The organism is Streptococcus ruminantium (genome assembly GCF_003609975.1).
GTDB lineage: Bacteria > Bacillota > Bacilli > Lactobacillales > Streptococcaceae > Streptococcus > Streptococcus ruminantium.
Map to the genome: position 1 here is coordinate 53,437 of NZ_AP018400.1, position 14,509 is coordinate 67,945.

The 14,509-nt window shown below is 39.4% G+C and carries 11 protein-coding genes; all 11 read left to right on the forward strand.

The features are described from left to right. Nucleotides 1-58: 58 nt before the first annotated feature. The 11 genes from comA (at nt 59) to SR187_RS00405 (ending at nt 14,485) form a co-directional block, all read left to right on the forward strand. Nucleotides 59-2,212, forward strand: a complete 2,154-nt coding sequence (gene comA / locus SR187_RS00350; RefSeq protein ID WP_120171173.1) for a peptide cleavage/export ABC transporter ComA — start codon at nt 59-61, stop codon at nt 2,210-2,212. Nucleotides 2,213-2,217: 5 nt separating this feature from the next. Further along, nucleotides 2,218-3,588 carry a bacteriocin secretion accessory protein gene (locus SR187_RS00355; RefSeq protein WP_323131747.1) on the forward strand — a complete coding sequence of 457 codons (1,371 nt, stop codon included), beginning with the start codon at nt 2,218-2,220 and terminating at the stop codon, nt 3,586-3,588. Nucleotides 3,589-4,016: 428 nt separating this feature from the next. Beyond that, entirely contained in the window at nt 4,017-5,015 is a 999-nt protein-coding gene (gene ruvB / locus SR187_RS00360) for a Holliday junction branch migration DNA helicase RuvB (protein ID WP_024532316.1), read from the forward strand. Between the two features lie 171 nt (nt 5,016-5,186). Next, nucleotides 5,187-5,810, forward strand: coding sequence for an HAD-IA family hydrolase (locus SR187_RS00365; RefSeq protein WP_120172445.1), 624 nt, complete (start codon nt 5,187-5,189; stop codon nt 5,808-5,810). A 102-nt stretch (nt 5,811-5,912) separates the two neighbouring features. Further along, entirely contained in the window at nt 5,913-6,815 is a 903-nt protein-coding gene (locus SR187_RS00370; RefSeq protein WP_120171177.1) for a helix-turn-helix domain-containing protein, read from the forward strand. Nucleotides 6,816-7,016: 201 nt separating this feature from the next. Beyond that, nucleotides 7,017-8,246 (forward strand): bifunctional folylpolyglutamate synthase/dihydrofolate synthase, encoded by a 1,230-nt coding sequence (locus SR187_RS00375; protein ID WP_120171179.1) that lies wholly within the window; start codon nt 7,017-7,019, stop codon nt 8,244-8,246. Between the two features lie 201 nt (nt 8,247-8,447). Continuing rightward, complete coding sequence (locus SR187_RS00385; RefSeq protein ID WP_120171182.1) at nt 8,448-9,947, forward strand: quinol oxidase; 1,500 nt, start codon at nt 8,448-8,450, stop codon at nt 9,945-9,947. 137 nt (nt 9,948-10,084) lie between these two features. After that, a complete protein-coding gene (gene mutL / locus SR187_RS00390; protein WP_120171184.1) occupies nt 10,085-12,022 on the forward strand; it encodes a DNA mismatch repair endonuclease MutL in 1,938 nt (645 codons plus the stop codon). 28 nt (nt 12,023-12,050) lie between these two features. Beyond that, on the forward strand, nt 12,051-12,641 hold the full coding sequence (gene ruvA, locus SR187_RS00395) for a Holliday junction branch migration protein RuvA (protein WP_120171186.1): 591 nt from the start codon (nt 12,051-12,053) through the stop codon (nt 12,639-12,641). 49 nt (nt 12,642-12,690) lie between these two features. Continuing rightward, nucleotides 12,691-13,245, forward strand: a complete 555-nt coding sequence (locus SR187_RS00400) for a DNA-3-methyladenine glycosylase I (protein ID WP_024532323.1) — start codon at nt 12,691-12,693, stop codon at nt 13,243-13,245. Between the two features lie 58 nt (nt 13,246-13,303). Continuing rightward, nucleotides 13,304-14,485: a competence/damage-inducible protein A gene (locus SR187_RS00405; protein ID WP_120171188.1), complete on the forward strand. Its 1,182-nt coding sequence runs from the start codon at nt 13,304-13,306 to the stop codon at nt 14,483-14,485. The last annotated feature ends 24 nt before the right edge of the window (nt 14,486-14,509 follow it).

The window sequence follows — 14,509 nt, forward strand, 5'->3', positions numbered from 1 at the left end:
TAAATGATAATGAGAGGGCTTCCTCTAAAAAATAAAGTTGATTGAAAAGAGAAAGATTATGAAGTTTAGGAAACGGCATTATAGGGCTCAGGTGGATACACGAGATTGTGGTGTAGCCGCTCTTGCAATGATTTTGGAGTACCATCATTCTCATCATTCTTTGGCAAGTCTTCGAGAACTGGCTAAAACAACCATGGAAGGAACGACAGCTTTTGGACTAGTTAAAGTAGCCGAAGACTTGGGGCTTGAAACTCGCGCAATTCGAGCAGATATGTCCTTATTTGAGGTGGGAGATTTAACTTATCCCTTCATAGCTCATGTACTGAAAGATGGCAAGCTCATGCACTACTACGTTGTTACGGGTGCGGATGAGAAGACCATCCATATTGCAGATCCCGATCCTTCGGTCAAGTTAACCAAGTTAACTCGTGAACGATTTGAACAGGAATGGACAGGGGTATCCTTATTCATGGCTCCTAGACCGGAATATCAACCTCACAAAGAGAAGAAGCAAGGCTTGTTGTCTTTTGTTCCCTTGCTGGCAAAGCAAAAGAGATTGATTGGCAATATTATTTTGGCTACTCTTTTGGTGACGCTCATCAATATTGTTGGATCTTATTATCTACAATCCATCATTGATACCTATGTTCCAAATCAGATGAAGACAACTTTGGGAGTTATCTCAATTGGTTTAGTTGTGGTGTATGCCTTGCAACAGTTGTTGTCTTACGCACAAGAGTATCTGCTCATTATACTAGGGCAAAGACTATCTATAGATGTTATCCTATCTTATATCAGACATGTATTCCATTTGCCAATGTCTTTTTTTGCAACACGGCGCACAGGGGAAATCGTTTCTCGCTTTACAGATGCAAACTCTATTATTGATGCTTTGGCAAGTACAATTCTATCTATTTTCTTAGATGTATCCATTATTTTGATTATTTCGGTTGTCTTATTTAGTCAGAACATTTACTTGTTTTTTATAGCTTTGTTGTCATTGCCGATTTATTCTGTCATTATTTTTGCATTTATGAAGCCATTTGAACGCATGAATCAGGAAGTAATGGAAACAAATGCTGTTTTGTCTTCTTCTATTATTGAAGACATCAATGGCATTGAAACAATTAAATCATTGACCAGTGAAAAACAACGTTATCAGAAAATTGATAAAGAATTTGTAGACTATCTGAAAAAATCTTTTGCCTATAACAAGGCAGAAGGACAACAAAAAGTGTTAAAGCGCTTGGCTCAGCTAGTGCTGAACGTGGCTATTTTGTGGTTGGGAGCAACTCTCGTCATGGACAATAAGATGACGCTCGGTCAGCTCATCACGTTCAATACCTTATTGGTCTACTTCACTAATCCTCTGGAAAATATTATCAATCTACAAACAAAACTTCAAACAGCTCGTGTAGCAAATAATCGTCTCAATGAAGTTTATTTAGTTGAATCTGAGTTTGCGGATCAAAAGACAGTCACTGACTTGTCCCTGGTTTCAGGAGATATTGATTTTAGAGATGTTAGTTATAAATATGGGTATGGTGCAGATGTCTTGTCAGACATCAATTTGACAATCAAGCGTGGTGAGAAGATTTCTTTTGTCGGAGTTTCTGGATCAGGTAAAACAACGCTGGCCAAGATGATGGTAAATTTTTATGATCCTTATAAGGGGGAGATTAACTTGAACAATGTAAATCTCAACCAAATTGACAAGCATGCTTTGCGTCAGCACATCAATTACTTACCACAACAACCCTATATTTTTAATGGAACTATTTTAGAGAATCTCTTGCTAGGTGCCAAAGAGGGAACCACTCAGGAGGATGTCTTGCGAGCAGTAGAAATTGCCTGTATCAGAGAAGACATTGAAAAAATGCCTCTGAATTATCAGACGGAGCTGACATCGGATGGATCAGGTATATCGGGTGGTCAACGCCAGCGCATCGCTCTGGCTCGAGCGTTGTTGACAGATGCTCCGATTATGATTTTGGATGAGGCTACCAGTAGTTTAGACATCCTGACGGAGAAGCGAATTGTTGATAATTTGCTCGCCTTGGATAAGACATTGATTTTTATTGTTCATCGTCTAACCATTGCGGAACGAACAGAGCGTGTCGTTGTACTTGATAAGGGAAAAATTGTGGAACAAGGTTGCCATAGAGAACTACTCGATCAACAGGGATTTTATGCACATTTAGTAAATAGTTAGGAGAAATGATGGAACATCAGCTATTAGAGAGTGGGGAATTTTACCATCGGCGTTATCATAATGCGGCAAGTAGAGTTATATTGCCAAGTTTTGCTTTATTAGTCTTTTTGATGATGTTTGCCTTCTTTGCTAAGAAAGAACTGACGGTAGTGACTCGAGCAACTGTTGAGCCACTTCATGTTTTATCCAAAATTCAATCCACAAGCAACAATCCTATTAAGATGAATTATTTGAAAGAAAATCAGGAAGTTGCTGTGGGTGATGTTTTGGTTGAATATCAGTCTTCCAGTGAGCAGATTCAAGAAGAAGGTATTAAGAAAAAAATTACTCTGTTAAAGGAGCAATTATCTCAGCTTGAACTGTTGAAAAAGAGTTTAGAATCGGGAGAAAACCAGTTTCCTCAAGAGGATAAGTATGGTTATTCACAAACCTTTGTTGATTATCGAAATAAATTATTGACATTGGAGAGCAATGTAGAGCAGCAGAATACCACGATTGCTGCTCAGAATGCAGCTATTAGTCAATCGCAGACGGAATTAGGTAATATAGTCAAAACCAGTCAAAAGGCATTGTCAGATTATAAGAATCTCAGAATGGCCATTCAATCTGACGCTGAAATTTCTGAGGATAATGCAGGTTATTCACTCTATGTGGGATATACAACTCAATTATCTCAAGTAACTGGTATAGCTGAAAAAACAACTCTTAAACAACAGATGTTAACGCAGGTAGATAACCAAATTAGTCAATTAGAAAATCAGTTGGCTACTTATCGGGTACAGTATGCTGGGGCGGGAGCTCAACAAGCCTATGCCACTAATTTAGATAGTCAGTCTGCATCGCTCAAATCCCAATATTTGACCAAGGTCGCCCAAGAGTGGACTTCTCTATCAAGTCAATTAGGTGAACTTGAAGGGACATTGGGGTTACAAGAAAATATGAGAGCTAAGACAAAGATTGTAGCCAATCAAGCAGGAATTATTCATCTAAATAGTGAAGTTGAGGGAGCATCTATGATTGCAGAAGGTACGATCATTGCTCACATTTATCCGAGTTTGGCTGAGATTAAAAAGGTAAAAGTTACCGCCTATGTATCCTCGAAAGATGTTGCCAGCCTGTCTGAGGGAGATGTGATTCATTTTTCTGCTCAAGCTAGTCAAGCAGGACAGATTCGCCTGACTTCTACCATCACTTCTATTGCAACCAGTGCGACCAAGACAGAAGCAGGAAATTTCTTTAAGATTGAAGCGGAGGCAGACTTATCAAAAGCATTTGCTGAGAAAATACGGTATGGATTAGAAGGGAAATTTGTGGTAATTACAGGAGAGAAGACTTATTTTCAGTATATTGTAGATGAATTTTTAGGGAAAAAATAATTTTTCTCTACTAGAGTAAAACTTTTTTGATAAGCTGGAGAAGTTTTTCAGTTTTCTTTAAGTTTTTTAAGCTATAATTTAATCAAGCTAGAAATGGCGTAATCTTTTTCATACTAATCTCCTGAAAATACTGAACTCGTTGGGTTCAGTATTTTCATTTTATGCTGTATTAGTTACTACTTCAAACATACCAATATAACACATTAGAGATGCGCCATTTTTGTAATCATGAGATGGAAAAATAATAAATCATCAAAAAGGTTGAAAGATACTCAGTCCAGGTCTCATTGTGGAGAGGAGATAGGTATTTTCTGTGTTTTGTAGAACTTATAAAGCCAAAAATAACGGATTTTGGAATTTTTATCCTTGTAAGCGGTTCTTTTATTTTCTCAATTGGACTGCTGCCAAAGCTGTGTTATAATAGTTTTATGAGTAGAATGTTGGATATGGAACAAATGCCGGATGAAGAATATGTTGAACGTACTCTTCGTCCGCAAAAGTTAAACGAGTATATTGGACAGGATAAGGTTAAAAATCAGTTAAAAATTTTTATCGAAGCAGCCAAACTTCGAGACGAAGCCTTGGATCATACATTGTTGTTTGGACCACCGGGTCTTGGTAAGACTACTATGGCCTTTGTTATTGCCAATGAATTGGGGGTTAATCTCAAGCAAACTAGCGGTCCTGTTATTGAAAAGGCCGGTGATTTAGTTGCTCTTCTCAATGATTTGGAGCCGGGAGATGTCCTTTTTATCGATGAAATTCATCGGATGCCGATGGCTGTTGAGGAGATTCTCTACAGTGCTATGGAGGACTTTTATATTGACATTATGATTGGAGCTGGTGAGGCCAGTCGCTCGGTACATTTGGATCTTCCTCCCTTTACCTTGATTGGTGCGACAACACGGGCTGGTATGCTGTCCAATCCTTTGCGTGCTCGTTTTGGGATTACCGGACACATGGAATATTATGAGTTGGCAGATCTGACCGAGATTGTTGAACGAACCGCTACAATCTTTGACATGGAAATCACACACGAAGCCGCCATTGAGTTAGCACGGCGTTCTAGAGGGACTCCTCGAATTGCAAACCGTCTTCTCAAGCGCGTGCGAGATTTTGCTCAAATAATGGGTGATGGTCTCATTGATGATATCATTACAGACAAGGCCCTAACCATGTTGGATGTAGATCGGGAGGGACTAGATTACGTGGACCAGAAGATTCTGCGGACCATGATTGAGATGTACGGTGGAGGTCCTGTTGGTCTCAATACCTTGTCGGTCAATATCTCCGAGGAGCGTGAGACAGTTGAGGATATGTACGAGCCTTACTTGATTCAACAGGGATTTCTCATGCGGACACGGACTGGTCGGGTAGCTACAGCCAAGGCTTATAAACATTTGGGATATCCTTATATGGAAAAATGATGGCAGAGTTTCTTTGCCTTTTTAACTGGAAATACATATCTAGTATCGTTAATCTTTTAGCAAAGGGCTACTATCCTAACTGAAGTATACAAAATGTCTTTGCTTAAGTTGGTGGAAAATGAGGCTACGGATGAATTGGATAGTCTATCAATTTATGATTATGGAGATAAGATGAAACTGACATTTATTTGGGATTTAGATGGAACCCTGTTGGATTCTTATGAAGCAATTCTAGCAGGTATTCAAGAAACCTATGAACAATTTGATCTGCCTTTTGATCGCGAGGAGATTCGAGATTATATTTTAAAGTATTCCGTCAAGGATTTGCTGATGCGGGATGCCAAGGAGTATGGACTGAATAGCGATGAGTTTAATCGTGTGCGAGCAACTTCCTTGAGGGAAAAGAGTACTTTGATTCCTTTGATGATTGGTGCGCGTGAAATACTAACTTGGGCAGCAGAGAAGGGGATTCAACAGTTTGTCTATACCCATAAGAGCAACAATGCTTTTCAGGTTTTAGCTGATTTGGGCATTGATTCCCACTTTGTAGAAATTGTTACGAGTGACTCAGGTTTTGCACGGAAACCGAGTCCAGAGGCTTTGCTTTACCTCATCGAAAAGTATCAATTAAATCCAGCAAGCACTTACTATATCGGTGACCGATTACTGGATTTGCAAACTGCCTTGAATGCGGGGATTCGCAGTATTAACCTGAAAATTGATGGTTTTGAGAACAATTGTAAAATTGCTACATTAAATGATATAAAGCAACTAATAGAGAATGAAAATATCTAGAACAACTAAAATCTACTTATTTTTGAATAATCTAATAAAGTATAGAATGTTGTTATAATTTTGTGTATAATATGCAGGAATGTTTTGTTGGAGGTCTGAGATATGGATAATAAGGAATTTGGTCAGCGTGTACGGCAACTACGAGAACAAGCAATGATAACACGAGAACAGTTTTGTGATGATGAAATAGAACTCTCTGTTCGTCAGTTAACTCGGATTGAGGCTGGTACCTGTAAACCAACATTTTCTAAGATAAATTTTATCGCCGATCGTTTGGGGATGGGTCTATATGAACTAATGCCAGATTACATCAAACTACCAGAGAGATATTCAAAATTGAAATTTGATGTTCTGCGAACGCCTACATATGGGAATGAGGGATTGGTAGAAACACGTAACGAAATGATCACGGAAATTTATGAAGAGTATTATGATGACTTGCCAGAAGAAGAACAAATAGCAATGGATGCTTTTCAATCGCGTCTTGACACACTGGAATCAGGTGTTGAGGGATTTGGTAAAGAAATATTAGAAGACTATTTTGAACAAGTGTTTCGTAAACCTAAGTATGAAGTAAATGATTTATTAATTATTCGACTTCATCTTGAATACGTACGACTTGCGGATCGTAACTCGGAGATATTTCTTCATTTTCTGGGTCTCATTGAAGAGTTACATAAACAGATTGATGTAGTTAGTGCAGGTGATCTGTTCGTTTTGCGTGATACATTACTATCTTGTGTGAACATATTGGGTAGCAAAAAATATTATGAACCTATTCTAAAGATATTCGATAGTGTGGATAAAATTACACAGTTAACACAGGATTTTCAAAAAAAGCCCATTATTAGCTTGATGAAATGGAAATATGCTCTTTTTGTTACAAAAGATAGAAAAGAAGCTGAGCGGCATTATCAAGAAGCGAAATTATTTTCCCAGTTAATAGAAAATGAGATTTTAAAGCAGAAAATTGATGAGGAATGGAAAACTGATACCCAACAATAGGACATTTTTGTCCTGTTGAATCAATAAAATAAATTTTATAATAGTCTCATAAAAAATAAAGGAGATTATATATGTTTAATTTTTTGAATGTTTTCAGTCGCTTAGGAGGAAACTGGGGAACCTGGACAGAACAATAGTAGCGATGCAAAGTCAGCCTTTGGTTGACTTTTTTGTTATACTAAAAAGTATCGAGGAGGTTCTATGTTAATAAATTGGTTACAAGCAAAACAAGGTGCCGTTTTTCGCTACAAGGTAGAAAAGATTGATTACGCTCTCAAACTATTGGGGAATCCTCAGCTTGCAGTTCCAGTTATCCATGTAGCTGGAACCAATGGTAAGGGCTCAACGATTGCATTCATGTGTCAACTTTTTCAAGCTCATGATCTACGTGTTGGTAGTTTTGTATCCCCTCACATGGTAACGGTTCATGATCGAATCTGTATTGATGGTCATCCTATTTCGGATTATGATTTTCGAGGATACCTGCAAGAAGTTTATGATGTGGAGCAGAAAGTGGCAGACCGCTATGAACCCTTTCGCTATTTTGAAGTGATGCTGCTCATTATGTTTCTTTATTTTCGGGAGCAACAACCAGATGTGGCTTTGATAGAAGTCGGTATCGGTGGTCTCTTGGATGCAACAAATGTTGTCTCACCAGCTATCAGCGTCATCACCTCTATTGGTATGGATCACCAAGATTTATTAGGGTCAACTGTAAGGGAAATCGCAGAGCAGAAAGCTGGAATTATCAAGGAAGCAGTGCCGGTCATTTTAGGTCCATTGTCCCCAGAAGCTACAATTATTTGCCGACAGATTGCAGGAAAAAAACAAGCCCCTGTCTATCAATTTGGGCAAGAATTTACCTATCAATCCGGCAGTTTCTATAGTCCAGATTTAGTCTTATCGGATTTAGTTTTAGGACTCAAAGGTCGGCATCAAGAAGAGAATGCAGCTCTGGCTATTCAGACCCTTCATTTGTATTTAAAAGGTATTGTTGAGCAAGGTGTTAGATCAGAACGGATTCAGCAAGCTCTTACCGAAACTATGTGGGCGGGACGTTTGGAATTAGTAGCTGAGAATCCAGCTATTTATCTGGATGGTGCTCACAATATTCCTGCTATCGAGCGTTTGATAGAATTTATTCAGGAACAAGAAGAGCCTGTAACACTCCTTTTTTCAGCCCTCCGTCGGAAAGACTTTCAAGAAATGTTGGTATTGCTAGAGGAAAAATTGCCTAAAGCATCGCTTGTTTTGACACATTTTGCTTATGATGGAGCCTTATCAGAGGAGGATCGTCAAGGAAGAGCCTATGTAGCTGACTATCGGGCGTTCGTAGAACAATGGCAGTCCGAGGGGAAAGGTATCTTGTTTATTACCGGATCGCTCTACTTTATTTCAGAAGTGCGTCAGTTATTTGACAAAACTAAATAACGGTAGAAATCCTTTGCTTTTGCGAATAAATAAGTATGACAGATCAAGAAAAAGTAGCCTTTTTAAAGGAATTTGTAAAGACCAAGCGCCATACTTTTCGACAACTGGAGCAATTCGCCAAAATTTACAGAAGCCTTGATAGAAAATGACATTGAGGAGGCTTTTTGATATAATAGGAGAAGTGAATCCAAGGAGAAGAAAATGACAGAATTAGATGTAATTCCTCATGAAAGTCGTCGTAGTCGTAAGGCTTCACGAAAACAAGTAGCAAGGTTAAATGAAGACTTTCAAGAAGGATTGTTAAAAACTAAAATCTGGCCAGCAGCGATATGGAGTTTAGTATTGAGTATCTGTAGTGTTGCTAATCCACTATTGACTCCATTTGCGACGAACTTACAAACACAAAATTTGTATGCAGGGATGGCTATGATGGCAGGTCAAAATCCTTATGGCGATTTCTTTGGGACAAGTGGTGTATTGTACTATTTGTTAGCTCTGCTCGGTCATATTGGCAGAGGGGTCTTTGTTTTTGGAATTTTCCAGTTTTTTGCGTTGCTGATAGCAGGAATTTATTTTTATAAGATTGTTGCCTATTTTAGTCAGTCAGAATACCTTGCTACTAATTTCAGTCATTGGTTTTACATTTTTATTATGGCTCTTGGCTTTGGTGGATTGTATGCAGAAATGTTTGCTCTCCCCTTCATTTTTACCAGTATTTGGTTTTTGGTGCGTTATTTTGAACACGCAGTCCGAGATGAAGCTTTTATTCTCTACGGAATTGATGCGGCTCTGGTTTTTCTTATCTATCCCAAGAGCCTGATATTATGGCTGGTCGCTGGCTTGGTGTTATTTGTCTTCAACGCCAAACACAGACAAGTCGCTCGTGGATTCTACCAGATATTGGCAACTATTTTTGGCTTTCTTCTAATCTTGTATGTAGTGGGGTATTATGCCTTTGAAGCACAAATCTTAGGATCAGCTATTCGGCAAACATTCTTATACAATTTACGTTTAGATTTCCAACATGCCAATTTATATTGGGCTTTGGCGATTGTACTAGGTTTTCTGCTGCTATCTGGATTTTTCAAAGGATTGATCCAAACTTTTCTTTCTCTTAAGAAGGAGGTGCATGGTTATATCAAAATTCTTACTCTTTTGACTTTCTTCACCCAGTTGATATTTATTGTTGGAAATGTCAATTTTCAATGGAGTCAGTTAGTGATCTTACTGCCATATGGTTTCATTATGACTGTTATCCACCTTCAAAATAGATTTGAACAAGAGCGTAGTTACTTGCGTCAACAATTCTTCTTACCTGCCTTCATTTGTTTAGGAATTTTTGCTCAACCAGCTCATGCTTATTTATTGCAGGGTGATGTGTCAGCAGATCGTGAGAGGGTTGCTAGCTATATCGGTGAGCAAACCAAGGAAGCAGATAGGATTTATGCTTGGGATACGAGTGCTAGCATCTACCTATCCAGCAGACGCCTGTCATCTGCTACAATTATTACAGCCGTTCCTTACTTAAATACTGATGAGAATAAGAGTAGTTTGATTTACGATTTCAATAAGAACGAGGCAAAGTTTGTAGTTGTTAATAAAAACATTCCAATCTTAGATGAAGTACAGATGAGTCTAAAATCACAGTATGAACCTGTTCGGACAACGGATTACTTTATTGTGTATCAAAAGAATAAATGATTGCTTCGGCAGTCATTTTTTGTACCCGTTTGTAAAAAGGAGATAAACCTGATATGTGGTATAATGATAGGATAAGTACTCTGTGAAAACTAATACTATAATATTGATATTTTTAAAAACATAGTAAGGAAAAAATTATGTCACATATCATTGAATTACCAGAAATACTAGCCAACCAGATTGCTGCAGGAGAGGTCATTGAACGTCCAGCCAGTGTGGTCAAGGAGTTGGTTGAAAATGCCATTGATGCTAGTGCTAGCCAAATTGAAGTTTGCATCCAAGAAGCTGGTCTCAAGACTATCCAAATTACGGACAATGGTGAAGGGATTGCACCAGATGAGGTGGCTCTAGCTCTTCGTCGTCACGCTACCAGCAAGATTAAGAGTCAATCAGATCTCTTCCGTATTCGGACACTGGGTTTTCGAGGGGAAGCCCTTCCTTCTATCGCTTCTGTCAGCTATATGACGATTGAGACAGCTACGGTTGATTGCTCCCATGGTATACATTTAGAAGCAAAAGGGGGAATTATTGAGAAAGAAGAACCGATCAGTCGCCCTGTTGGTACGCAGGTTACTGTAGCGGATCTATTTTATAATACCCCCGCTCGACTCAAGTATATGCGTAGCCAGCAGGCCGAATTATCGCACATTGTAGATGTTGTCAATAGATTGAGCCTAGCTCATCCAGAAATAGCCTTTACCTTGAAGAATGAGGGACGAGACTTGATTCAGACTGCCGGAACAGGCAAATTGCGCCAAGCTATTTCAGGAATTTATGGCATTGCTTCGGCTAAAAAAATGGTTGAGATTGAAGCAGAGGACTTGGATTTTCGGGTATCTGGTTATGTTTCTCTACCAGAATTAACCAGAGCCAATCGTAACTACATTTCCATCTTCATCAATGGTCGATATATAAAAAATTTCCTGCTCAATCGAGCTATTTTAGATGGATATGGTAGCAAATTGATGGTAGGACGCTTTCCGTTGGCTGTCATTTCCATTGAGATTGATCCTTATCTGGCGGATGTCAATGTGCATCCAACCAAGCAAGAAGTTCGCATTTCTAAAGAAAAGGAATTGATGACACTCATTCGAGAGGCTATTGGTGGCGCACTCAAGGAGCAAGATTTGATACCAGATGCTCTTGAAAATCTGGCTCAATCTAGTACGCGGACGAAAATAAGAGTAGAGCAGGAAACATTGCCTCTCAAGGAACCTAAAATCTACTATGATACGGTCAAGCAAGATTTTTTCCTCAGACCAGAAGTGGTATCAGAGGACATCAAGCCCTTGGAAGAGGACGACTGCACAAAACTAGAGTTGCAGCTTGAAGAGAAAGTGAGGTCTGTTCAATTTGCAGAACGCCGATCTCCTGATTTTGAAGACCAAGACCATCCAAGTTTAACGATTAAAGAACTGTCTAAGTTGGCAAATAAACTTGACCAGGAAGAGGCATCAACTTTTCCAGAATTAGAATATTTTGGGCAAATGCACGGGACTTATTTGTTTGCTCAAGGCAAGACAGGATTGTATATCATTGACCAACATGCTGCTCAAGAGCGAGTTAAATACGAGTATTATCGTGAAACAATCGGTCAGGTTGACAGTTCAGCTCAGCAATTACTAGTACCCTATATTTTTGAATTTCCGCAAAATGATGCTCTCACCCTTACTCACAAAATGGATGCCCTCCATCAAGTAGGGATTCATCTGGAAGAATATGGTTCCAATCAGTTTATCTTGAGAGAACATCCTATCTGGATGAAGGAAGAGGAGATTGAGTCAGGGATTTATGAAATATGCGACATGCTACTTTTAACAGATCAAGTGTCCATTAAGCAGTATCGGGCAGAGTTGGCGATTATGATGTCCTGCAAGCGATCTATCAAAGCCAATCACGCTCTGGATGATTATTCTGCACGAGATTTGTTACGACAGTTATCCCATTGTCAGAACCCCTATAATTGTCCGCATGGACGACCTGTCTTGGTGCACTTTAGCACATCAGACATGGAAAAAATGTTTCGCAGGATTCAAGAAAACCATACCAGCCTGAGAGAATTAGGCAAATATTAACATGTTGACACATCAGTAAGAGGAATATATGTACGACTATATCAAAGGAATTTTAACAAAAATTACCGCAAAATATGTTGTGGTAGAAGTAAATGGCATTGGTTACATCTTACAGGTGGCAAATCCTTATGCTTATTCTGGTCAAGTTCAGCAACCGGTTACCGTCTATACTCATCAAGTTATTCGTGAGGATGCCCATCTGTTGTATGGGTTTGCGACAGAGATGGAAAAATCAGTTTTTCTCAGTTTGATTTCTGTTTCTGGCATCGGTCCAACTACTGCCTTGGCTATTATTGCTGTCGATGATAATGATGGGTTGGTTCGTGCTATTGAGCAAAAAAATATTACTTATCTAACTAAGTTTCCAAAGATTGGTAAAAAAACAGCTCAGCAGATGATTTTAGACTTGGAAGGCAAGTTTGTTATGAGCGAAGAGATGAGACCTGCTCAGCCGACAGTAGCTGTGAATGAAAATATTGCTCTTGAAGAAGCTATGGAAGCCATGGAGGCCCTCGGTTATCGTCCAACCGAACTCAAGAAGATTAAGAAGTTCTTTGAAGGGACATCTGACACTGCTGAAAATTACATTAAATCAGCCTTGAAGATGCTGATGAAATAACAAGAATGGTCAAATGGACCTATTTTAAATATCGGACGGAGGTATTTTCATGCCAAGATGTTCTTGGGTAAATGTAAATAACCCACTTTATATTGCCTATCATGACGAAGAGTGGGGTAGACCTCTTCACGATGAACAGGCGCTGTTTGAGTTGCTTTGTTTGGAGTCCTACCAAGCTGGACTATCTTGGGAGATTGTTCTTAACAAACGTCAGGCCTTCCGATCTGCCTTTTTCGATTTTGATATTCAGAAGGTTGCTAAAATGACAGATATGGAGTTGGATAGCCTTTTGGATAATCCAGCTATTATTCGTAATAAAGCAAAACTCTACGCCACTCGTGCTAATGCACAAGCTTTTTTGAAGGTGCAGGAGGAATTTGGTACATTTGACCATTACCTCTGGTCATGGGTTGAGTTTACACCGCTAGACAATCCTGTTAAGTCCTTTTATGATTTGCCAACCAAGAGTGACTTATCCGACCGTCTATCTAAGGATTTGAGGAAGAGAGGGTTCAAGTTCGTCGGTCCTGTTTGTGTCTATTCCTACTTACAAGCAGCGGGATTGCTAAATGAACATGAAAAAACGTGTGATTTTTCAAAATAATCAGATGGATGACGAATTATATAGATGAGCAGGTAATGCAATTTCTAGAAGGAGGAATATGAAAGCAGAACTAATCGCTGTTGGAACGGAGATTTTAACAGGGCAGATTGTTAATACGAATACTCAGTTTCTATCCGAAAAATGTGCAGAGCTGGGAATTGATGTCTACTTCCACACAAGTGTTGGAGACAACCAAGGTAGACTTTTACAGGTGCTGGATATAGCCAGTAGACGCAGTGATTTGGTCATTCTATGTGGAGGTCTTGGCCCTACGGAAGATGATTTAACCAAACAAACATTAGCTCGATTTTTAGGGAAAGAATTAGTTTTGGATGAGCAGGCCAAGCTTAAATTAGACCGTTTTTTTGCTAGTCGTCCAGGTCGTATTCGCACACCTAACAATGAACGTCAGGCACAGATTGTAGCAGGAAGTACCCCCTTGCAAAATCCTGCTGGTTTAGCCGTTGGGGGATTGATTGAGCAAGAAGGAATAACCTATGTTGTACTTCCAGGCCCTCCGAGTGAGCTGAAAGCTATGTTTACTACCAGTCTATTGCCGATGCTAGGCAATTCTCATAGCCAACTTTACTCACGGGTTCTGAGATTTTTTGGTATTGGAGAAAGTCAGCTGGTGACGATTTTAGCAGATTTGATTGATAATCAGACTAATCCAACTTTAGCACCTTATGCTAAAGTCGGTGAAGTCACCTTGCGCCTGTCTACCAAAGCTACTTGCCAAGAAGAAGCAGATCAAGTATTGGATCGTTTAGAAACACAAATTTTGCAACGTGATAAACTAGCAGAGTATTTCTATGCCTATGGTGAAGAAAATAGTCTGGTGAAATTGGTGGCGACCAGCTTGGCGGGGAAAGAGCAAACTCTGGCTGTATGGGAACAGGGGACGGGTGGGCTCTTACAAGCAGAATTGAGTTTGGCGCTGGCCGAACAGCCTTATTTTATCGGAGGTAGTGTTGTTGGTCAGAAAGGAGCTGATTCGGGCAATTTGTCTGTTCAAGCAAGCGGTATTCGTGACGATCTACAAGCCGATTTAGGTTTAGCTATGTCGGTTTTTATCAAGCCGTCCTCAACGGTAGACAACGTTCTTGCCAAGATCTCACTGGCCTTATCAAGTCCTTCTGGAGTTATTCAAAAGGAGCTAGATTTGGGAGGTTATTCATGGCAACATATCCGTCAACTAGCTTGTTTACAAGCTCTAGATTTTGTACGAAATACTTTGTGAAATAACAGAGTTTTGCTATAATGA